The following is a 21,673-nucleotide window of genomic DNA, read 5'->3' on the forward strand; positions in this document are numbered from 1 at the left end:
ACGTCTGCGTGGCCTACCCTCGATCGATGAGACCGATCATTTCCTGGTTCGTGACGAACTTGAACTCACCAATACATTCCGTGGCACCCTGTTGTTTCTGTTCCGCCGATTCTAAAATCCGCAGCGCCTTTACATCCACTGGGCGGCTTTTCCGTTCCTGAAGCAAGGCGTGCAGCTTGTCGAGGACGGCCTTCGCCTGACTGCCTGTCGTCCTGGTTCCCAAATACCGGATGACCACCTCCGCACACCAATCCCCGTCCCGTTTAGCGATGCCGACGAGGCCCTCGCTCGCTTTTCTCGCCCAGCCGGCAAGAAACACGCCTTCGACGATTTTTCCGCTCGCTTCGTCATAAGCCTGAAACAAGGCATCGTCCGGTTCGTTGGCGGTTTTGTTGGGGTTCGTCACAAAGACGCCCCCTTTATAAGGCAGGCCGACAGTTTCATCGACCTTGTCCCCCACGGCAAACACGACGCTGTCACACGGAAATTCGTATAACTGTTTGAGACCAACCGCCGCGGTATCGGCTCCTTTTGGCTCCAGCTTGTTCTCTTCCATCTCCAATCCACGGACCTGATTATTCGCATCGACCAAGATCCGTTTGGGAGAGGCGAGAAACTGGAACCCCATCTTGGCGTCACTGACCTTTGGCTCGCATTTTGTAAACTCACCGGTCAGGCTCTTGAAAATTTCATCAGGATTCTGACCGACTGCGACAAGCCGATCCTTGATCCGTGTAAATTCTTTCTTGATGCCTTCCACATCCATGTTGGCACACACTGCACGAATTTCCTTCGGATTGTATTTCCGCTCTGCCGGTCCCCGTCGAACGATCGCCGTCACGCGTTCCACCTTCTTGTAGCGAACCAACCAATGAGCAATATCGACCATGACGTCACCGGCACCGATCACCGCGACATGCTTTCCCACATTGAACGGACGGTCGCCGAATCCAGGCAAGCGATTGAAGTGGTAAACGACATCCTTCGCATGAAATACACCGTGGGCCGAATCACCCTCTACTCCGATCGCCTTGGTTCCCTGTGCTCCAATGGAGAAGACAACCGCGCTCGCACCCAACCCACGCAATTCCTCTACCGTCAGATCCTTTTCTTTTCCAATGGAGACATTGCCCAAATAGTGAATATTGGGCTGTTCGAGCAGTTCCCAGTACTGCTTCCGCAATCCGCCGCGCAATTTTAGTTTGCTGGGAAAGATGCCGTACTCGGCCAATCCGCCGAACTTGATGTCTCGGTTAAGAATAATGACGTCATGTCCTGCCTTGCCAAGAGAAGCTGCGACGGCCAACCCGGCCGGACCCGCCCCAGCGACAATCACCACGTGGTTTGTCTGTGCACTCATGCAATGTTCCCTAATATTGAATTGACGAAAATGTCTAGAACTTCAACAGTTCCGCGGACTTTAGCATACAGGCCTTCCCCTGTCAAAACTACCTGGTCGCTGCCTATCCTCCTGCGCTTCCGACAGGACCACCTGATTCAGTCATTCTCCAAGGATCCAGCAACTCATTCAGTCGCGTGTCCGGAAGCACTCGCTGCTCCCGCGCAATCTCACGAACGGTTTTGCCCGACTTATAGGCTTCTTTGGCCAGCTTGGCGGCCGCTTCGTATCCGATTTCAGGGGCCAGCGCCGTGCACATGGCCAGACTTTCTTCGATCAGGCTCTTGCAGCGTTCTTCATTGGCTTTGATTCCTGCGATACATTTCGAGGCAAAATTGTCTGCCGAGGTCGCCAACAGTTCTATGGATTGAAGAACGTTATATGCCATGACCGGCAACATCACGATCAATTCAAAATTTGCGGCTTGACCGCCGACCGTCACCGTCACATCATTACCGATCACCTGCGCGCAGACCATCGTGACCGATTCCGCAATGACGGGGTTCACTTTACCAGGCATGATCGAGGAGCCTGGCTGAGTCTCCGGCAGATTGATCTCCCCCAGTCCACACCGGGGGCCTGAACCAAGCCATCGAATGTCATTGGCGATTTTCATCAGGCTGACGGCAAGTGTCCGCAATTCCCCGCTGGCTTCCACCAATGAATCCTGGGCCGACTGCGCCTCAAAATGGTCGGCCGCCTCGACGAAAGAGCAACCGGTCTCCTTGGAGATGATGGCCATAACCTTGGCGGAGAATTCGGGATGGCAATTCAGACCCGTACCGACTGCTGTGCCGCCCAAGGCGACTTCGCTGAGCGCGCTTTGCGCCCGTTTCATCCGCTCAAGGCCCAGTTCGATCTGCCGGGCGTACCCACCGAACTCTTGTCCGAGCCGAACGGGAGTGGCGTCCTGCAAATGCGTTCTGCCGATCTTGACGACCTTGTCGAACTCTCCGGCTTTGGCACGAAGAGCCTGGTGCAGCCGTTTCAGTGCCGGGGTCAGTTGGCGGTGGATCATTTCAGAGGCCGCGATATGGATCGCGGTAGGGATCACGTCATTACTGGACTGTCCGAGATTCACATGATCGTTCGGGTGCACCATCTTGCTGCCGCGGACCCCACCGACCAATTCAGTCGCGCGGTTGGAAATCACTTCGTTGGCATTCATGTTCGTAGACGTCCCGGAGCCGGTCTGGAAAATATCCACAGGGAATTCCGCATCGAGTGTTCCCTCTACGACCTCACTGGCAGCCTGTTTGATCGCGTCGGCTGTTTGAGAATTCAGAAGGCCAAGCTCGTGGTTGATCGCTGCGGCCGCCCGTTTGATCAGACCCATTGCCCGGATGACTGACCGGGGCATGCGTAAGGTGCTGATGGGAAAATTTTCTATGGCACGAGCCGTCTGCACACCGTAATAGGCGTCGGCTGGAACAGCCAATTCCCCCATGATATCCCGCTCGATCCTCGTTGCTCCCTGATTGTGCTTGTCATCGTGACGCATGCGCTACTCCTAAAGGTTCTCCGCAGTCGCGGAGGCATGATAAACTCAGGTCCCCCGCAAGCACAAGAGCGGCACGATGAACGATGCAATCGTCATGGTCGAAACCTATCCGGGATTTAAGGGAGAGGACACGCCCCGTTTATTCACCCTGAAGGGACAACGGCTGGACATTATCGATATCGTCGAACGCTGGGACACCGATCAACATTGTTACTTTCGGATCATGGCGAGCGATACGAACCGTTACGTGCTTCGCCACCACATTGACGAGGCTCTGTGGGAACTCGTCATGCGAGAACGATAGCCCACAGCCAGCCCGCACCTCCATTCATCGACTTCCCTCAAGACACACTTCGTCTGATTGTTCTCGATGTGATTCTCTTCAACATCCGCCCGTCATTCCGTGCCCTATTGGCCGATGCCCCATAATGTCGGCTCGAATTCACACAAACACAGTGTCTACATCACCTCTCAAGCCGACAGAACGTAGGTCACTTTCTCCGTCGTGTCGGCGTCGGCTTCAAATGGGATACGGCTCCAGACCGTCACGGAATATCGGCTCAGCGCTGGTCTATGGGGATGTAGGGTCGGTTGTGGTCCCCCGCGTAAATCTGGTCGGGACGGAACAGCTTGTTTTCCCGAAGCTGCTCCAGCCAATGCGCAAGCCATCCAGAGACCCGGGAGATTGCGAAAACGGGCGTGAAGAGGTCGATATCGATGCCCATTTTGTCATAGACAATACCGGAGTAAAAATCGACGTTCGGGTAGATACCCTTGGCATTCAAGGATTCTCCCGCGACCTGCTCCAGCTTCATGGCGATTTCATATAATGGTGACGGTCCGGATTCTTGGAACAGGCGCTCGCACAGTCGCTGTAGCACAACGGCTCTCGGGTCTTTGACCTTGTAGACCCGATGACCAAAACCCATGAGTTTGTCCTTGCGCCGTATTTTTTCATCCACATAGCTACGGACCCGCTCGACGGTGCCAATGTCCCTGAGCATCTGCACGACTTCCTCGTTCGCCCCCCCGTGCAGCGGCCCTTTCAATGCTCCGATCGCCGACGCCACCACGGTATAAGGATCGGCCAGAGTGGATGCCGTGACCATGCCGGTGAACGTCGATGCATTCATCGTATGTTCGGCATGCAGAATGAGACAATCGTCGAAGACGGCCGACCAGAGCGGAGGCGGCTCCGATTCAGTCAACATGTAGAGAAAGTTTTCGCTGAAGCCAAGATCATCCCGCGGCACGATGACCTCGTCGCCATGCCGCAAGCGAGCCCAGGCGGCCACGATCGTCGGAAGTTTGGCGACGAGACGCACCGCCGACCAGTAGTTGTTGTCTTCGCTCTTGACGTGACGACCCGGATAGAACATACCGAGCGCCGCCACGGCCGCCTGCAGCGCGTCCATCGGATGCCCCTGATCCGGCAAACACTTCATGAGGTCCACAATCATGTACTTCAGGCGACGATGACCGATGACGTCTTCGTTCCATTTTGCCAGCTGCTGCGGTGACGGCAATCGTCCAAACAGGAGGAGATATGTCGTTTCCAGATAAGACGATCGATCGCAGAGCTCTTCGACTCGGATGCCTCGATACTCGAGAAGACCTCGATCTCCATCAACATCGCTGATCGCCGATTTGGCTGCGGGGACCCCGGCTAAACCCGGCATGAAATCATGTGGCATAACGCTCTCTCCTCCCGGGTTCGTACTCTGCTCTTTTCCATGCCGTGGCGCAAGCCGAATCCCGGCGACCTTGCAAAGCCCGCATGCGATTGGCATACTGAAATGACTCTTGAAGCGGAACGATCACGTGAGTAGCTTGACCTCGCCTGCCGATCACAATCAGATGTTCCACGGTTTCTCGCTCGCTGCAATCTCGCTTGTTCACCTGGTCGTCTTCGCTCTGCCGGCACTGGCTGTTCTCATCGCGCCCGGAACCGGGGCTGCTGAAGAGGAACTGCTGATTTTTGCCGTGGTCAGCGAGGCGCCGAAAGACAAGACACACGTAGCGGTGAAGGCATCGATCAACGATGTGGCATCAGACACCAGGTTGATCGCATCGGATTCGATTCTGAGTAATCCGGTCTGGAAGAAGCTGGAAATTTGTCACGCCCTGCGCGCGGACGGAGCGAAGGTTCCCGAGGGTTATCGAGTGACGACCGTACGGGTCATCGATGCAAGCATGCTTCCGATGACACTCCAGTCATTTGCAGGCGACTGCCTGATTAAGAAGGCCATTGACATCGCACCGCTCGTCGATTGAGTCCACCCGCCTATTGATCTCGACAATCCGGGCACGCCGTCGGTTCCTGCGGGGCATCGCACTCTTCTCCTGTGAGAGGAAAGAGCTGGCCGCATATCGCACAGCCGCGAATTTCGAAATAGGCCACTCCATCAGGATCTATGTCCGTGGGAAGCAGGAGCTCGAACGGGTCATATCCGACGGCCACGCCATCGGGAAATTTGACCACGGCGAGACGATCATTAAATACCTCGAAGGTCGCTTCCTGCCCTTTGCGATCAATCAAGTGACCGATGACGAAGACCGGCTGTCCCTTGCGTTTGATGCGAAGATCGCGCAAAGTGCGGTGGTCGGACGTCGCGCACGAGAATTGACCGCTCGAACTGGTTCCTGCAATAGGCATGTGGGAATCGTATTCAGCCGATCGAGGGGACACCATCTATCATAGCGGCAAAAATTCCGTCAAGACCAAGCGAGGCAATCAATCATCAAGGAGATGAGGCATGGCCGGAATCATCATTTATCAAAAACCCACGTGCTCGACCTGTCGACAAGTGCTGCAGCTCGTCAAGGAAAGCGGCAAGCCGTTCACCGCTGTGAATTATTACGAACAGCCATTTACGAAGTCCCAACTCATGTCCTTGTTCAAGAAGGCCGGGTTATCCCCCAAGGATGCTCTCCGGACAAAAGAAGACATCTACAAGGAACTCGAACTGGCAAAAACCTCCCACTCCGATGGCGAACTGATTGACTTGATGATCGCGCACCCGGATCTGCTCCAGCGGCCTCTAGTCGAGAAGGGAGATGCAGCCATGCTGGCGAGGCCTGCGGAAACCGTCAAGGCCATGCTCTGACAGAACGGGTCCCGAGTCCTTGGCAGGAATCATGTGCCGGGATTGGTCATCGGAGTCACTCGCAACGATCTCGAAGCGGCATCGATAGACACGGCCACGCTTCCATTGAGGACCCGCGTCAGCAGTTCACCGACAATGGTATATCTCCAGCCGCGTAACACCGGAAGATCGATTGGCACCTGTTTTTCCGCAGCGTCCACCATCGCTTGAATCTCCGCGCTCGTGGCCAGGAGTGTAGGAGCAATTTCCGCCTCGGCCGCTCGCGCCTTGAGAATGGCTTGCAGCAATTCCACCACTCCACGTGATTCCGGCTCCGGTTTCCGCTCCCGCGGCACCTCGGGCCACGACGCCGGAGGCGATGCCAGTGTCGAGGCAATCAACTTGAGAAGATGCTCACCATGGCGGTCGGCCTCAGACGCATGCAGACCCCGTACGCCTCGCAATTCGTCCAGCGTGCGCGCGGGATGTCTGGCCAACTGAAGCAGGACTTCGTCGCGCATCACCCGCCCTCGCGGCACGTTCCGGCGTCGGGCCTCTGACTCACGCCATGCGGCGAGATCGCGAAGCACAGCAGCATGTTTCGGCCTGAGACTGTCCCAGCCCCGAATGCGTTGGTACCGGTCGAGCGGTTCGCGTCCCTTTTCCCCTACGGCAGCTTCCAGGCGGGCAAACTCTTCCTGCACCCATTCAAGACGCCCAAGATGTTCCAGTCGATTGAGAAGCACCGTGTGGATAGAGAGCAAAAACTGGACGTCTTCCGCCGCATAGACAATCTGATCGTTAGACAGCGGGCGTGCGCTCCAGTTTGTAAAGGTATGCGCTTTGGCGAGTTTCGTTCCGATCACGCGTTGCACGAGATTGGCATAGGCGATTTGCGCGCCATAGCCCAGCATCGAGGCAGCCACCTGAGTATCGAAAAACGGCTTGGGGATCTGTCCGGCATGGCCGGCGATGAGGTCCAGATCCTGTCGGCCGGCGTGAAATATCTTTTCGATCCGAGGGTCGCAAACCACATCCCAGAAGACATCGAGCGAACCATCGGTTTGGACGGCAGGGAAATCGATCACGGCTGAGACGTTGCCGGCCGCCACCTGTATCAGTTCGAGCTTCGGGACGAAACTCTCCTCTCCCACGAATTCGGTATCAAGGGCGATCCTCGAATGGGAACGGAGCCGGTCGGAGAGTTCTTCAAGATCTCTCCGCGATGTGATGTACGAGGGGCGTGCTGTGGACGTATCGGTCATTCTGCAGGACTGTACGGCCGATCAGGTGGGCGCATCGGTTCGGTATTGCTGAGACTGAGATACTCTTTGAGAAACTGATAGGCTTCGAGCATGCGCCGAAGTTCCGGCTCGGAGCTGCGATCACCATTGTTCGCATCAGGATGCAGCGCTTTGGCCTTTTGACGGAATGCCGTCGTCACATCGGCGAGTGAACTGCCGAATTCGACCCCCATGATGGCGTACGCGTCGACCGCGTTGTTTACGCCTGAACTTTGTGAGAGATCTCCGCCGCCACCGCTCGCCGCTTTCAGCATGTCGGCCAAGCTGATCTTTCGGCGACGCCGGCGGGGCCGTTCGCGGATTTCACTGTCCAAGTCGTCCCAGCGATCCTCTACAAACTCAAGCCGCGACTCGAGGCGCATTGCGCCCGAAAGGTCACAAATCTGTTCCAATTCTTCCTCTATTTGCAGCAGGGATTTGATAATTTCATCCAAACCCTGTTCGACACGGAAGTAACTGTCCACCCGTTCTTGCATCATCGTATCGACGGCCACGTCTATGCTGTCTTCCGTCTTCGTCCTGAGCGAGCCGATCCGTTTGCTCATGCCAGCACGGAATTTCATGAATTTTACCGACGAAAATGGCATCAGATCGATCTCGGCCTAAATTTTGGCTATTGTAGCATAGGCGGCTCGCACTGCTGAAGTGAGATAAGCAGCATCGGAGAAGACGACGGCCCTGCGGCGAGAGCTCACGAGGAGGTCAGATCCTCTCCGACCTTGTTGCGCCGGCGTGCGACGCCTGTTTCATAAGCCGCGCCAGCAACGGCTCGAGCTATTCGAGGCACCACTTCTTTGTCGAAGAGGCTGGGAATAATGTAGTCTTCGCTCAAGGCCGCACGGGGAATGGCTTCCGCCAACGCCTTGGAGGCTGCAAGCTTCATCGCCTCATTGATGGTCGTCGCCTGCACGTCCAGCGCCCCGCGAAAGATTCCTGGAAACGCCAACGCATTGTTGATTTGGTTGGGCAGATCCGAACGGCCGGTCGCAAAGATCCGGCAATGGGAAACAGCCAATTCCGGCGCCACTTCGGGATCGGGATTGGCCATGGCAAACACGATGCGATCTTTCGCCATCACGTCAAGGTCATCGGCCTGCAAGAGGTTTCCGACTGAGAGGCCGATGAAGACATCTGCTCCACGCAACGCATCGCGCAACGTTCCTCTCGGCCGGTCTCTGGTCAGACAGGCCCGTAGGTCGGCTCTGCAGGCTCGCAATTCCTCCGCCTCTCCGTAGAGAATGATTCCCTCCTTATCGCACCCCAACAGATGCGAGACTCCGGCTGCAAGCAGCATCCGACAGCAGGCGGTTCCGGCGGCACCCAGACCATTCACCGTGACGCGGACGTCCTCCAACTTCTTGCCGATGATCTCCAGGGCATTGCTCAATGCCGCAAGGAGCACGACCGCGGTCCCATGCTGATCGTCGTGCATCACGGGAATATCCAAGGACGATCTCAGGCGTGATTCCACGTCAAAACAATGCGGAGCGCTGATGTCTTCCAAATTGATGGCGCCGAAACCGGGGGCAATCGCCTGAACAGTTCGAACGATGTCGTCCGTCTGTTGCGTATTCAGGCAGATCGGCCACGCATCGATTCCGGCGAGTTCCCGGAACAGCATGGCTTTTCCCTCCATCACGGGAAGAGCGGCTTCAGGGCCGAGATTACCCAAGCCCAGCACGGCCGAGCCGTCCGTCACGACCGCAACGCTGTTGCTCTTGGTCGTAAACGCATAGGCCTTTGCCTTATCCTTCGCGATGGCCTGCGCCACGCGCCCGACCCCGGGCGTGTACACCATCGAGAGAATATTTCTCGTGTTGACCGGCAGTTTGCTTTGGACCTTGATTTTTCCACCCAGGTGAAGAAGGAAGACGCGGTCGGATGCGGACAACACGGTTACGCCCTCTATCCGACCGAGACGCTGCACGACGCGGTCACCGTGAGACTCGTTCCGCGCATCGAAGGTGATATCGCGTACCATCAGATCGGCGGTGGCCGAAACCAGATCCACGGCGCCAAGGTTGGCACCCTCCTCGGCCAATGCGGAGGCCACCCTGGCAAACATGCCAGGCTTGTTCGCGAGAGCGATTCGAGCGGTGAGCCGATAGTTGGAATACGGTCCGATGTCGTTCATCCGACGTATCAACACGTGCGGTGCTCTCTTAATTATACCCGGTCATCGCACACGCACCCAGGAAATAATCCAACAACATCACAGATGCTGCAATTTCCTCATGCAGCCTTACGTGAGACCGCATCCTCATTTGTTCCATTGATCGGAGTTTCGGACGAGTGTTAAGGTGGCCGTATGTCCTCGCCACCTAATTCATCACGTGCCAATCGCTTGAGCACTGAAACCAGTCCTTACCTCCTTCAACATGCACACAATCCGGTCGACTGGTATCCGTGGGGGCCCGAAGCCCTTGCAACGGCCAAACGGCTCAACCGTCCGATTCTCTTGTCCATAGGGTATTCGGCCTGCCATTGGTGTCACGTCATGGAACGGGAATCTTTTGAGAACGAGACCATCGCCGCACTCATGAATCGTCACTTCGTCTGCATTAAAGTCGATCGCGAAGAACGACCCGATCTCGATGACATTTATATGCAAGCGACCGTCACATTGAATCATGGTCAGGGCGGCTGGCCGATGACGGTCTTCCTCACCCCCGAACAGCAGCCGTTTTTCGCGGGAACGTATTTCCCTCCAGAGGACCGTTGGGGACGGCCTGGATTCCCAGCGATCTTGAAAAAGATTGCGGCCATTTGGGAAGAGAATCCCGGAGACCTACGACAACAGGCCCGCCAACTCACGGACCGCCTTAAGGCAGAGTCCCAGACTGCGCTCCCCGCCTCCGTCGATGATGCCGTGTTTGACGACGCGGTTCGCGAATTCAGCCAGCTGTTTGACGAACGGTTCGGGGGATTCGGCCAGGCACCGAAATTCCCTCCGGCTGCAGGCCTCTCACTCCTTCTGCGCTGTCACCGGCGGACCGGCGATCCCCACACGCTCCGCCTGGTAACCAAGACACTGGACGCCATGGCCGCCGGCGGCATCTATGACCATGTAGGCGGAGGGTTTGCACGCTACTCGACCGACGAGCGCTGGTTGGTGCCGCATTTCGAAAAAATGCTCTACGACAACGCGCTCCTGACCCGCACCTATCTCGAAGCGTTTCAGGTTACGGGTCGGGCCACCTACCGGCAGGTCGTCATGGAGGTGCTGGATTACATTTTGAAAGAGATGACGGATTCTGAAGGCGGATTTTATTCCGCAACGGATGCAGATTCCGAAGGGGTCGAAGGGAAGTTTTTTGTGTGGACACCCGAGGATGTCCGGAAGGTGCTGGCCGATGAACAAGACAGCCGTCGGATCTGTGCCTGCTATGACATTACCGAGAAGGGTAATTGGGAACACCGGAGCATCCCAAATCGACTCCGTCCAATCGAATCTGTGGCCAAAGAGTTGGATGTCACCGTTGATGAATTGACGGAAACGATGCGCAGAGTTCGGCCGGCCCTCTATCAGGCCCGCAGCGCGCGAGTGCCTCCTGGTCTGGACGATAAGATCATTGCCGCATGGAACGGGATGATGATCGCTGCCATGGCCGAGGCCGGGCGGGTGTTGGGCGTTGCCCGCTTCATCGATGCGGCGCGTCGTGCGGCCGATTTTCTGCTTCGCGTGCATCTTTCCGAAACGGGTCAGTTACTCCGGACCTCTCGAAACGGGCACGCACATCTCAATGGCGTGCTGGAAGATTACGCCTATCTTGGTGAAGGATTGGTCGATCTCTACGAAGCCTGCGGAGACGATCGGTATTTGGACGCCGCGCTCGGCTTCGGCGTCCGCATTCTGGACTCGTTTGAAGACAAGGACCATGGAGGCTTTTTTACGACCGCCGACGATCATGAACAATTAATCGTCCGTGGACGCGACGGCGCGGACGGCGCCACTCCCAGCAGTAACGCAGTGGCTGCTTCTCTCCTAGCGCGGCTCTCCTATCACGATGATCGGCAGGATTTCCGTAATGCCGCGGTTCGCGCCATACGGTCCTATGGGAAACAAATCTCGCGCTACCCCCGTGCCTTCGCCAAGAGCCTTGCTGTCGTGGATTTTCTCACGGAAGGCCCTCTCGAACTGGCCGTCGTCGGAGAGGAGGCCGGTTCTGCTTCGAATACGTTGCGCGGAGCGATCGGCAAGCGGTACCTGCCCAATAGAATCATCGCCCTGACAACGAGAGCCGACGGACAATCAGCCCATCCTCTTTTGTCCGGCAAAGGATCGGCTGCAGGCAAACCCGCTTTATATATTTGCCGAAATTTTACATGCCAGCGCCCGGTCACAGATCCGCTCGAGGCCCTGCAGGCCGTGGCCGCAGCCGATCAAGGACAGTCGGCTTTCCGCCAATCCCTCCTTGCGGACTCTCCGCTTCCGGGCGCCGCTACTCCGGAAGGAACGGCACGCTTCGCCGCCTCCATGGTTCATCGGCCCCACCGGTCCGGCTCGCGCGAACATGGATATGGGCCGTTCGGTTCGACTGGACTCACCGCTTCGAAGTTGGGTTTCGGCGGTTACCGCGTGGACTCCAGCAATCCGGAGTTCAGCGCGGCGTTGACCAAAGCGCTATCCGAAGGCGTGAATGTCATCGATACCTCCACCAATTACATGGACGGAGAAAGCGAACGGCTGATCGGTTCCGTTCTCAAAGAGGTCATCAATCGTAAGATCGTGTCGCGCGATCAAATTATCGTCGTGTCGAAGATCGGATATGTCCAGGGAGAAAACCTCAGACGCGCGCAGGCCAGGGAACAGGCCAATCATCCGTACCCTGATATGGTCAAGTATGGAGACGGCATCTGGCATTGCATCCATCCAGACTTCCTGGCCGATCAACTGACGGCCTCACTCGATCGTCTCGGGGTGGCCACTCTGGACGTCTGCCTGCTTCATAATCCCGAATATTTTCTTTCCGAGATCACCCGGCATGGAAATCCCCAACAGCGGGAACAGGCTCGTGATGAGTTCTATCGGCGTGTCGCCCTGGCCTTCGACTATCTCGACTCGCAGGTATCGAACGGACGCATCCGATGGTATGGAGTATCTTCCAATACCGTTGCCGCCGATCAATCTGATCCGGATGCCACGTCACTCCACCGTTATCTCACCGCCGACCGGCAACGCCATTTTGCCGTGCTGCAGTGTCCCATGAATTTGTTCGAAAGCAGCACATTCTTACCGACCGATTCCACACAGCAGGAGACAGATTCAGTCCTGACCGTCGCACAGAAATACAAACTTGCCGTCCTGGTCAATCGCCCGTTGAATGCCATGGCTACGCGAGAATCAGGAATGTTGCGCCTGGCAGAAGTGCCGCCGGAAGGAACGCCGATCGATCTCCTGAATCAATTAACGATCGTCAAGAAGCTCGAAGATGAGTATCGTGCAACCCTTGCGCCCGTCATTCCGCACGGAGGAGAAGGTACTGCGCCCGCTGAGTTCTTTCGATGGGCTGATGAACTCGGAGGTCTTCGGGAGAAAATTCAGGGATTGGAGCATTGGGAACAGATCGAGCATCAGATGATCGCTCCGCACGTCAACCAGGTTCTGCAATCAATGCCCCGCCTCATCCCCCAATCGTCAGCCGAGCAATGGGAAACATGGAGAGATCGTTATGTCCAAGAACTTCTCGCTCTCTTGGGTGGCTTGCGTCATGACGCAAGTGTCAAAAGCGCATCGCGGGCACAGGCCGTGACGGCTGCCCTTCATTCTGTCTTACCGGCCGAACAAGGCAAGAAGACGCTCTCCCGCAAAGCGCTCTGGACTCTCGTGAGCACACCGGGCATCGCCTGTGTCTTGGTCGGCATGCGGACGCGTGTTTACGTCGATGACGCCCTGGAAGTCATGAACTGGAAACCTCTCGCTGACGTCAAGAGCGTGTACCTCGCGGCAAGACGAGCGGCGCAATCGCTGTGAAGAAGGACGAGAGGGGGTCTACTTGGGATTGCCAATCAGGCGTTTCAACCAAGACCCATTCGCAGTCTGAGGCTGTAAGCGGCCCGCCTGTGCATCCCTCGGACGCACGGAGAGTTCTTTGATCCGGAAGGAAACGTCCTTAAAGGCGGGGGTGACCTGCGTAATACGTCGGTACACCGACAGCGCCTCCGCGTTCTGACCGATCGATTCCAGTGTCCTGCCCAAAAAATACTGCACGTCATTCACATCTTTGCGGGAGGCGGATTGATCGTTGAGGGCATTGCGGAACGCCTGAATGGCGGACTGTGGCTCACCCATCGTTTTATAACAGAGCCCGATCTGCGCATGTGCCTTCAACCAATGTGATGCGCTCTTGCTCGCCAGTTCGAACATGTCGATGGCTTCCTTCAACCGCCCGTCATTCTTCAACGACATGCCCTGAACGTAACACCGCTCCGGCGAACCGACGGATCGGAGCGGAGCTGAGTCGAACCTCTGAGCCGAAGGCCTGGTTGGCGGACAGGGAATGGACGAAGCTTCGACCTCGGTCGTGTCTTCCGGCGCGTTTGCCAGTCCGCTCAGATCTTCTTTGGCGGACAGAGGCAGAATCCCTCCTCTCGTCCGATCGAACGCTGCCTGGGCGACCAGTTTCGACGTGATAATCCTTGCCTGCTCGGCGAACCCATACGTCAAGGCAATGTCGCACACTTGATTGATCAAACGTGGATTTCCTCTGCTCAAGCGGTGAACGAGCTTGCATGCCCGATCCGTTAACAGTGTGGGATGTCCGCCGGCGATCTGAAGCCGGTGCCGGATGTACTGCGCCGTATCGGTTTCAGACAGAGGTTCGAGATGATAGTCGGCAACGATCCGCTGGGCGAATTGCGTCATATCGATACGCTTCAACAAGGTGTGGAGATCGGGCTGTCCCGAAAGAATGATTTGCAGCTTGAGGGTTCTTCCATCGTTGAGATTGGACAGCAAACGCAATTCTTCGAGCAGTTCCGCCCCGAGACTCTGTGCCTCGTCAATGACCAAAATAACCCGCCGATGCTGTTTCGATTCTCGAAGAAGAAATTCGGAAAACATGTGGTACGCTTCGACCGGATCCAGACGCTTCTGAGTCAGTTTCAAGGCCAAGAGAATCCATGGAAGAAGATGATCGATATCGTATCGGGCATTGGTCACAAGCCCGATTGAATGCTTTGTCCCATGCTCCGCGATGAGTTTCTGTAAAAGGGATGTTTTCCCCATTCCAGGATCACCGGTCAGGACGATGAATGGAGCCTGACTGAGCAAGCCGTATTCGAGAAGGCTGTAGGCGGCCCGGTGTATGGAGCCGGGGTAGAGAAAATCGCTGTCCGGCAGCAGGGCGAACGGTTTGGCGCGAAGATTATAGAATGATTCGTACATTGCTCTTATTCCCGCTGCATGTGGCCGAAGATCCCAGGAGTTGGCGCCTACCTGCGCAGTAGCACATCAATGAGCCAACATCTTCCACATGTTGGCAGGCGTCGCCGATGACTTCCCTGCCTTGTTCATGACGGCCCCCAGCACGGGTCGAGAGTTTTTCATCAGCGAAAGAGCCCGCTGAACCTCTTCGACCGTAGTTTTTCCTTCCTCTACGACCAGTAGCAATGCATCCGTATAGGGAGAAAATGCCAGTACGTCTGCCGTATGGAGGAGAGGCGGCAGGTCGAAAATAACAACACGGGATGGATAACGATGCTTGAATTCCTCTACCAAAGCAAGCATTTTCGGCGATGTCAGAACTTCCGTCGAATTAGGAATAGACCTCCCGCCGGGCAAGAGTACGAAGCGACCAATGCCGGGATGAATCAACAGATCCTCGACAGGGAAATCGTCGAGGAGAAAGTCCGCAAGCCCCGGAGCATCATTGAACCCAAACACTTCATGGATGCTCGGACTTCTAAGATTGGCATCCACGAGCAACACGGTTTGTGTGATTTCCATCGCCAGACTGACCGCAAGATTGACGGCGGTCAACGTCTTACCCTCTCCATAACCGGGACTGGTTACCCCAACGACATTCCAGCCGTTTTCGCGTAACCGATGCATGACCTGCGTGCGCAGGATCTTGAACGCGTCCACAAAGGGTCCCTTGTTATACGCTGCCATCACACGCCGCTCACGCAAGACCGAGAGCGGAACATTCAGCGATTTCGTACGTGTATAGACGATCGAGGATGGTACAGCCTGACCGGATCCCTGAACGGAACTGATGGGAGGAGCAGGTCGTCCCCCCTGTTGTTCTTTGAATATCTGTATTGCAGCCCTCAAGCGGTCCATTCGTTTTCCTCACATGCGATACATTGCGCCCGTTTACTCCATCCCGAATCGCCTGACGGTTGAATACCAGATGACGTCCAACGGAGACCAGAAGACATGGACAAGGACGAGGACGACGACCACCGCAGCCACCCCGGCCCCTCTGATCAGTCTTCGCCGATTGATCGCCCGTGAGAGATCGCTTTCGTTCGGCATAAACGGAATCACTGCAAGCGGGAACAGTTGTGTCACATGAGCGAGCTGTTCAGGAGATTTTACGGAATGATCCAAGTTCTCGGCCGCTGCTCCTGCGCCGAACCCTCCAGCAAGTGCGAGAATGAATCCTAGAACCGCAATGGCCGGCCGATTGGGTTTTTCAGGCTTTTCCGGCAGACTCGGTGGATCGATCAACGAGAACCGCTCCCCTTTCCGTTGAACCTCCAGCCCCTCTGAGACTTTCGCTTCCAACAAACGGGAACGGATTTCCTGATATTTTTGACCGGACGTGTCGCGATCACGGGTGAGCGTCAAATAGTCCGGTTCGAGTTCGGGAGTTCGTTCGAGTCTGGACGCATAATCATTGAGCCGGCGTTTGACTTCTCCACGGGTCTTCCTGAGAGCATCGAGCGTGGAATTGGCAGAATTCAATTGGGCCTGGAGGTTGATATATGCAGGGTTCTCAGGGCGTGGAGCAAGGTTTTTCTTCGAAGGCTTGGCTTTGATATTCCGCACCTCCTGTTCTAGCGCCTCGATCCTCCGCATCGTGCTCACGACATCCGGGTGATCCTTTCCCAGACGTTCAGAAAATTCTGCCAATGTGGCGCGGGCATCCACGAGCGCCTTGGTGGCCTCATCGGCCTCAGGAACATGTCCGGTTTCCTTCTCCAAAGCGCCGATTTCCTGCTTCATCCGCATGATGTCGGGATGATCCGGGGAAAGATTTGCCGCCGTTCCCGCATACTCCGCCCGGAGAGCTCGAAGGCGTTCGGCCGAATCCAGAATTCTCTCACCGCTCGCGGAGATGATCGGCGTATGCGGCTTGATAGTGGCCAATTCACCTTCGAGATAGTTTTTTCGTTCTTCGAGACTACGTATCTGTTGTTCAACGTCCATCAATTCGCGATCGGCTTGGTTCATCAGTTGCTGATTCAGCGGTGTCAACTCGGGAAGCGCTCCTTTGGCCTGATGCTTGAACCCGGCGATCTTGGCATCGACCTCACCGATGTGCTTGGCGAGACTTTCGGCTTCCTGTTGCAAAAACGCGGTAGCCTCCTGCGCTTGCCGTTCCCGGCTTTTTAGATTCTCCCCGAGAAACAAACTCGTCAGTTCATTCGCCACTTTTTGCGCCACTTCCGGAGATCGGCTTTCATAGGCAACGGTAAACGCGATGGTCGCCTTGGTCGGATGCTGGGTGCGCTTGTCTACGACATCGGCGCTGATCACTTCCACGTCGATATCTCTGATGAATCGCTTGACTACCTCCTCGATCGGACTCGTCTTTCGCAACTCGGCGTATAAATCGAACTGCTCCACGACCTTCCATAGCGTGGTACGGCTCATCACCTGCTGCTTGATGGTTTCAATCCGCTGATCGGCGTAACTCGTAATAGACGAGCGCACGAGATCGGAAGGAATTTCCTGCTCTTCAATCAAGATCGTCGCCATCGACTTGTAGGTAGGAGGCCACAGCAATGCGGCGAGCATGCTGAGAAGCAAGAGTGCCCCTCCACACGACAGAATCAGCTTTCTGCGTCGATGAAAAATCGAGACATAGTCTTGGATGCTCTGCGCGGACGCCGTGTGGGCTTTATGCGGTGTGGTCATAAGGTCGAATCACATCGTTAATTTGAAATGGCCAACTTTGGAGGAAAATACGTGATCGTGAACATCGTAGCATTGGAGTCGGCGATACCAATCGATCCTGTCACATCACGCTGCCCGTACGTGTAGGACAGTTGCATTCTCCACCATTCCAAGAATCTCCATGCCACTGCAGGGCTGAAGGAAAAGTACGTCTGATTCGGGAAGGCACCTCCGAGCGAACGCTCGGTCAAACCTTCGACTCGATACGCGTTGGCATTGAACGACAGCGTGATATTCTCGCTCATATTGTGAGACAATAACGCCGCGAGTTTGTCCGTCTGAATAAGCAGCCCGAAACCGCTCGGGATGATCTCTCGAGACGCAGAGAGCTGGACGGAGGAACTCTCGAATTTCTTCAACATGTTAGCCCCGAATACCCACACCGTATCTCGCGTCGACACACTCGTCCCAGGCGATTCGGACGTTGAATTAAGAAATTTCGGTCCGCCGTATACGGTTCCAGTGAGTGATTCAGTGAATGTATGCGTTATACTCAAGTTGATTCCTGGAATGTTCGCCCTGAACGAAGACGGAGAATCTGTCGTATGAAATGCGGCATAGGTGCCGGCAAGTTGAATTTGATCATTTTCGGTTGTCTGATAGAGCAATCCGCCCGACCCCCCATATAATTGATAATCGACCAAACCCAGGCGAAGGCCGTCCTCATAGGTCGTGTTGGAAAATTGAAACGCCCCCTGCAATGAGAACTTTTCCGTGATACTCCTTGTCCAGGTGGGATAGGCGTTGAACTGATTTCGTTGGGTAAACCGCAGCACGACGCCGGTCGTCAGAAGTTCGCTCATCAGCGTATTGTCGCGGGTGAATCCTCCGGTGAATCCAAATTGATCCTTCTCCGTCTTATAGCGTACGGTCAGAGGGAGAAATATATTGGTGAACGACGTGCTCTCTCCCCCATAATAGGAGACGAAGTCCGACGCAACCCGCCCGCTCACCTCCAAGCGTTCGGTTTTGCCGGCAAATTCAGCCGCAGGCGAGACCCAAAAGCCATACGTTTCCTCATGCGGCAGCGGTGTAAGAAGCAGGTTACTGTTATACACGCCCTTTACTCCGATATATGGCAACAATGACCACTCTGCTGCCATGGTTTCATATTCCACACCTATTCCCAGCAAGCCCAGCACGATCAGAGCCGACACACATCGGTCTGACCATCGAAGATGCCTGCCACGATAGCAGATCACATTCCATAATAGATGTACCACGACCGTTACGGAACCATGACTACATCGCCCCGTTGCAACAGGATATTCTGTTCAAGATCTCTTCCCTTCCGAACGTCACTGTAGCGAAAAGGAAATACCTGCTGCTGGCCCTTGACGCGACGGATAACTTTGATATCGTTTTCGCCCGCGAATGGAGTGAGCCCCCCGGCAAGACTCAAGGCTTGCAGCACATCGGTATAATGTCCGATCAGATACTCACCGGGCTTATTCACTCGTCCGACCACATAGACCTTGTAGCTCAACACCTTGATGACGGCAACGGAAACGTTCGGATTCGGGAAATATTTGACCAGCCGCTTGACCAAATCCAGACGAATCTCTTCAACGGTTCGCTCTTCGGCCTGAATATCTCCGACCAGCGGAAATGAGAACATACCGTCAGGCCTGACCACGACTTCCCGCGTCAACTGCTCGTCTTTCCACACTGAAATCAACATGACGTCTTCCGCGCCCAGGCGATACCCGGCATCGACGGCTGCTGAAGTAGGTTGAGCCCCCAACACATCGAATTCCTGGCATGACGTGTTTCCGATCGTCATTATCAGCAGTAATGCGATTACTCCGGCAGTTTGTCGATATGAGTTCGCAACGGAAGCCATCAACATCGTACCCTATCCTCTCATTTGAGATAAAACATCCTCGGCCTCTTTCCGCCCGTAAAAACTATCAGGACTCTGGACGGCTTTGGAGAGATATCCTCGTGCCTCCGCTGTCCTGCCAGAACGATAGTAGGCCATTCCCAGGTGATAATTGATGGCTGCGGCTCGAGGCAATTTGGTCGCGGCATCTTTTATCAATCTGAGTGCCTCTTCCTGCTGCCCCATCTTGAATCGAACCCAGCCGAGCGTATCAAGGAAAGCAGGGTGAGGCGCCTCTTTTTCGAAATCCCGGCTCAGCGCAAAGGCTTTCTGAAGGCTCTGGGGATCGCTCTTGTGATCAACGAGCAAAACAGCCAAATTATTGGCCGCAAGGACATTGCGAGGATTCAGCCGAAGCGCCTGGTCGTATGAACCAATCGCATTGTCGATTTGTCCCTGCTCCGAGTGAGCCAGCGCCAGAAGCATGTACAATTCCTCACTGCTGTCGTTCGCTCTAAGACCGACCTGCAGGACCTCAATGGCCTTCCCTGGTTGCTTTTGCGCCACCCACAATCCCGCCCAATCCAGCCAGGGAGTGATCCACCGGGGATTTACCGACGTCGCCTTCTGGAAATGGGTGTCGGCATCCGCATGCCGGCCGCCAAGGGCAAGAACTTCTCCGAGCAGTCCATGTGCATACGCATGATCGGGATGATTCGCCAGTAGCGCGTCCAGCCGTTTCCCAGCCTGATCGAGGTACCCCCTACCAACTTCCAACTTGATCAGTGCGAGAAGTGGTTCCGGTTCGTTGGGAGCTAACCCCGTTGCACGTTCATACGCACGAGCGGCCTCGTCCATCTGCCCCTGCATCTCGCGATATCGTCCTTCGGCCCAATAAGCGGCATAGCCGTTCTTCGAAGCATTGCGCAGTTTCGAAAGGGTGCGCTCGACCTCCACCCAGTTCTTGGTCATCAGGTCGAGAGTCATCAACATGTCGAGCGCGGCTATATCATCAGGGCGCTGTTTGAGTAGATCCTCCAAGCGGGCTCGTGCCTGACCATGCCGCCCACTCTGGGTATCCAAGGCCGCCAGCGAGCGCCTTGCATCCACTTGGCCGGGATACAAGGCCACCGCGCGTTCAAAACTTTCCTTCGCGAGATTGATTTCTCCGGTGACCTGATAAGCCTGCCCCAACAGAAACTGCACCGTTGCCAGTTCCGGGCGGTCATGAAGAACCGTGCGGAACGCTTGGACAGCCTCTTTACCGTTTCTTCTCGCCAACGCCATTCGGCCCATGAGAACAAGGGCCTCGGACGACCGCGGATTCTCTTTCAACACTTCCTGGACCTGCCGCTCTGCGTCAACCTGCTTGCCGAGACGCAAATCGAGTTCCGCCAAGTCCACCTTGGCTTGGAGCCCAGCTGGTTTTTCCCGATATTCTTCAGCGACAGCCACATACATAGCTCGCGCCTTCTCATGCTGTCCGTTCGCCAGATAATGCGCAGCCAATCCAAATCGGATCGCGGTCGAACGAGGCAGGTGCGATGCGGCATCTACTAACACACGTTCTGCTTCGGAGATCCTTTTCCGGTTCCCGAGATAGTCCGCTAAAATCAAACGTCGTTGCTCGTTATCAGGCTCAAGTGCAACGGCATCCCGAAGTATCGCTTCGGCCTTGCCGGTATCGCCCTGGCTGTCCAACAGACGGGCGAGCCGAAGCCGGTGATCGAAAGAAGAAGGCTCGACCTCGATCATTTTGCGGGCAATTCGTTCCGCCCCTGCCATATTCTTTTCCTGCAACAGAAGACTGTTGAGATTGTTCAGAAGATCCATGTCTCTGGGGTGCGCCTGCAGGGCGCGGTCGAGCACGGCCTCCGCTTCCCGAAATCGTGATTCGACTCCATACAAAGTGGCAAGCATGATGGCCACGTCCGGCTCGGCCGGAAATCGTGAGGACAACTCTTCAGCTTCATTGATGGCTTCTTTCACCTTTCCTTCAGAACCCTTCACCGCAATCTTCAAGGCGAGGGCCTGAGGATGGTTCGGATGTGATGCAAGGACCTTATCGGCAGTCGTAATGACGTGGGAGGTGAGGCGGGCTTCAAGATAATACTTGGCGAGCGTGACCAATGCCGGCGCGTGATTCGGAACCAGTTCGACGACTTCTTGATAGAGCTGGACGGCATTGCGCCAATTCTTTTCCCTCTCCTCCACTTGAGCAAACAAATAGTAGGCGTCAGCATCCTTGGGATCGATTTTCAACACGTTCCGAAGTGCGACTCGAGCTTTAGGATAGTTGCTGACCTCAATATATTCCTGAGCCTTGGTGAGATATTTAGCTTTACGCTCTTCCGGTCCCCCGCAGGCCATCAGAGCTGCCGCGATTCCCACAACTGCTAATGCTTGTAACAACATGATATTCATGTTCCCACCCG

17 protein-coding genes are annotated in these 21,673 nt (G+C 55.6%); 4 read left to right on the plus strand and 13 right to left on the minus strand.

The window, feature by feature from the left end; genetic code table 11:
* Positions 1 to 13: 13 nt before the first annotated feature.
* Both W02_RS03250 and W02_RS03255 read right to left on the minus strand, forming a co-directional pair.
* Positions 14 to 1,360, minus strand: a complete 1,347-nt coding sequence (locus W02_RS03250) for an FAD-dependent oxidoreductase (protein ID WP_173044753.1) — start codon at positions 1,358 to 1,360, stop codon at positions 14 to 16.
* A 103-nt stretch (positions 1,361 to 1,463) separates the two neighbouring features.
* A complete protein-coding gene (locus W02_RS03255) occupies positions 1,464 to 2,900 on the minus strand; it encodes an aspartate ammonia-lyase (protein ID WP_173044755.1) in 1,437 nt (478 codons plus the stop codon).
* A 76-nt stretch (positions 2,901 to 2,976) separates the two neighbouring features.
* Between W02_RS03255 and W02_RS03260 the strand changes: the two genes are divergently transcribed.
* Positions 2,977 to 3,204, plus strand: a complete 228-nt coding sequence (locus tag W02_RS03260) for a hypothetical protein (RefSeq protein WP_173044757.1) — start codon at positions 2,977 to 2,979, stop codon at positions 3,202 to 3,204.
* Between the two features lie 256 nt (positions 3,205 to 3,460).
* Here the strand turns inward: W02_RS03260 and W02_RS03265 are convergent, their stop codons facing one another.
* Positions 3,461 to 4,594 (minus strand): citrate synthase, encoded by a 1,134-nt coding sequence (locus W02_RS03265; protein WP_173044759.1) that lies wholly within the window; start codon positions 4,592 to 4,594, stop codon positions 3,461 to 3,463.
* Positions 4,595 to 4,721: 127 nt separating this feature from the next.
* Here W02_RS03265 and W02_RS03270 point away from each other — a divergent pair, with 127 nt between their 5' ends.
* The gene (locus W02_RS03270; RefSeq protein ID WP_173044761.1) at positions 4,722 to 5,174 is read left to right on the plus strand and encodes a hypothetical protein; all 453 of its coding nucleotides are present in this window, start codon (positions 4,722 to 4,724) and stop codon (positions 5,172 to 5,174) included.
* A gap of 10 nt (positions 5,175 to 5,184) precedes the next feature.
* Here W02_RS03270 and W02_RS03275 read toward each other — a convergent pair whose 3' ends face one another.
* The gene (locus W02_RS03275; protein ID WP_173044763.1) at positions 5,185 to 5,556 is read right to left on the minus strand and encodes a hypothetical protein; all 372 of its coding nucleotides are present in this window, start codon (positions 5,554 to 5,556) and stop codon (positions 5,185 to 5,187) included.
* A 100-nt stretch (positions 5,557 to 5,656) separates the two neighbouring features.
* On the opposite strand from W02_RS03275, the gene arsC reads away from it, so the two are divergent.
* Positions 5,657 to 6,007: an arsenate reductase (glutaredoxin) gene (arsC, locus tag W02_RS03280; protein ID WP_173044765.1), complete on the plus strand. Its 351-nt coding sequence runs from the start codon at positions 5,657 to 5,659 to the stop codon at positions 6,005 to 6,007.
* Between the two features lie 29 nt (positions 6,008 to 6,036).
* On the opposite strand, the gene rnd is transcribed toward arsC, so the two are convergent.
* From rnd to W02_RS03295, 3 genes are all read right to left on the minus strand, one after another.
* A complete protein-coding gene (gene rnd / locus W02_RS03285; RefSeq protein ID WP_173044767.1) occupies positions 6,037 to 7,251 on the minus strand; it encodes a ribonuclease D in 1,215 nt (404 codons plus the stop codon).
* Positions 7,248 to 7,853 carry a J domain-containing protein gene (locus tag W02_RS03290; RefSeq protein WP_173044769.1) on the minus strand — a complete coding sequence of 202 codons (606 nt, stop codon included), beginning with the start codon at positions 7,851 to 7,853 and terminating at the stop codon, positions 7,248 to 7,250. Before W02_RS03290 ends, rnd begins: the two co-directional genes overlap by 4 nt.
* A gap of 128 nt (positions 7,854 to 7,981) precedes the next feature.
* Entirely contained in the window at positions 7,982 to 9,424 is a 1,443-nt protein-coding gene (locus W02_RS03295) for an NAD-dependent malic enzyme (protein WP_173044771.1), read from the minus strand.
* Positions 9,425 to 9,598: 174 nt separating this feature from the next.
* On the opposite strand from W02_RS03295, the gene W02_RS03300 reads away from it, so the two are divergent.
* Entirely contained in the window at positions 9,599 to 13,264 is a 3,666-nt protein-coding gene (locus W02_RS03300; protein WP_173044773.1) for an aldo/keto reductase, read from the plus strand.
* Positions 13,265 to 13,282: 18 nt separating this feature from the next.
* Here the strand turns inward: W02_RS03300 and W02_RS03305 are convergent, their stop codons facing one another.
* From W02_RS03305 to W02_RS03330, 6 genes are all read right to left on the minus strand, one after another.
* On the minus strand, positions 13,283 to 14,677 hold the full coding sequence (locus W02_RS03305; protein WP_173044775.1) for an AAA family ATPase: 1,395 nt from the start codon (positions 14,675 to 14,677) through the stop codon (positions 13,283 to 13,285).
* Positions 14,678 to 14,743: 66 nt separating this feature from the next.
* The gene (locus tag W02_RS03310) at positions 14,744 to 15,574 is read right to left on the minus strand and encodes a CpsD/CapB family tyrosine-protein kinase (protein WP_173044777.1); all 831 of its coding nucleotides are present in this window, start codon (positions 15,572 to 15,574) and stop codon (positions 14,744 to 14,746) included.
* Between the two features lie 33 nt (positions 15,575 to 15,607).
* Positions 15,608 to 17,377 carry a Wzz/FepE/Etk N-terminal domain-containing protein gene (locus W02_RS03315; RefSeq protein ID WP_173044779.1) on the minus strand — a complete coding sequence of 590 codons (1,770 nt, stop codon included), beginning with the start codon at positions 17,375 to 17,377 and terminating at the stop codon, positions 15,608 to 15,610.
* A gap of 17 nt (positions 17,378 to 17,394) precedes the next feature.
* Entirely contained in the window at positions 17,395 to 18,573 is a 1,179-nt protein-coding gene (locus W02_RS03320) for a hypothetical protein (protein ID WP_173044781.1), read from the minus strand.
* 71 nt (positions 18,574 to 18,644) lie between these two features.
* On the minus strand, positions 18,645 to 19,265 hold the full coding sequence (locus tag W02_RS03325) for a polysaccharide biosynthesis/export family protein (RefSeq protein ID WP_232068639.1): 621 nt from the start codon (positions 19,263 to 19,265) through the stop codon (positions 18,645 to 18,647).
* 6 nt (positions 19,266 to 19,271) lie between these two features.
* Positions 19,272 to 21,662, minus strand: a complete 2,391-nt coding sequence (locus W02_RS03330; RefSeq protein ID WP_173044783.1) for a tetratricopeptide repeat protein — start codon at positions 21,660 to 21,662, stop codon at positions 19,272 to 19,274.
* Between the last annotated feature and the right edge of the window lie 11 nt (positions 21,663 to 21,673).

It is taken from the genome of Nitrospira sp. KM1 (assembly GCF_011405515.1).
GTDB lineage: Bacteria > Nitrospirota > Nitrospiria > Nitrospirales > Nitrospiraceae > Nitrospira_C.

Bases quoted from the DNA above. Each gene is read 5' to 3' on its own strand.
- W02_RS03265 (WP_173044759.1), bottom strand. From the start codon at position 4,594: ATGCCACATGATTTCATGCCGGGTTTAGCCGGGGTCCCCGCAGCCAAA.
- W02_RS03250 (WP_173044753.1), bottom strand. From the start codon at position 1,360: ATGAGTGCACAGACAAACCACGTGGTGATTGTCGCTGGGGCGGGTCCG.
- arsC (WP_173044765.1), top strand. From the start codon at position 5,657: ATGGCCGGAATCATCATTTATCAAAAACCCACGTGCTCGACCTGTCGA.
- W02_RS03310 (WP_173044777.1), bottom strand. From the start codon at position 15,574: ATGGACCGCTTGAGGGCTGCAATACAGATATTCAAAGAACAACAGGGG.
- W02_RS03275 (WP_173044763.1), bottom strand. From the start codon at position 5,556: ATGCCTATTGCAGGAACCAGTTCGAGCGGTCAATTCTCGTGCGCGACG.
- W02_RS03330 (WP_173044783.1), bottom strand. From the start codon at position 21,662: ATGAATATCATGTTGTTACAAGCATTAGCAGTTGTGGGAATCGCGGCA.
- W02_RS03300 (WP_173044773.1), top strand. From the start codon at position 9,599: ATGTCCTCGCCACCTAATTCATCACGTGCCAATCGCTTGAGCACTGAA.
- W02_RS03290 (WP_173044769.1), bottom strand. From the start codon at position 7,853: ATGAAATTCCGTGCTGGCATGAGCAAACGGATCGGCTCGCTCAGGACG.
- W02_RS03260 (WP_173044757.1), top strand. From the start codon at position 2,977: ATGAACGATGCAATCGTCATGGTCGAAACCTATCCGGGATTTAAGGGA.
- W02_RS03315 (WP_173044779.1), bottom strand. From the start codon at position 17,377: ATGACCACACCGCATAAAGCCCACACGGCGTCCGCGCAGAGCATCCAA.
- W02_RS03325 (WP_232068639.1), bottom strand. From the start codon at position 19,265: ATGTTGATGGCTTCCGTTGCGAACTCATATCGACAAACTGCCGGAGTA.
- W02_RS03295 (WP_173044771.1), bottom strand. From the start codon at position 9,424: ATGAACGACATCGGACCGTATTCCAACTATCGGCTCACCGCTCGAATC.
- rnd (WP_173044767.1), bottom strand. From the start codon at position 7,251: ATGACCGATACGTCCACAGCACGCCCCTCGTACATCACATCGCGGAGA.
- W02_RS03255 (WP_173044755.1), bottom strand. From the start codon at position 2,900: ATGCGTCACGATGACAAGCACAATCAGGGAGCAACGAGGATCGAGCGG.
- W02_RS03305 (WP_173044775.1), bottom strand. From the start codon at position 14,677: ATGTACGAATCATTCTATAATCTTCGCGCCAAACCGTTCGCCCTGCTG.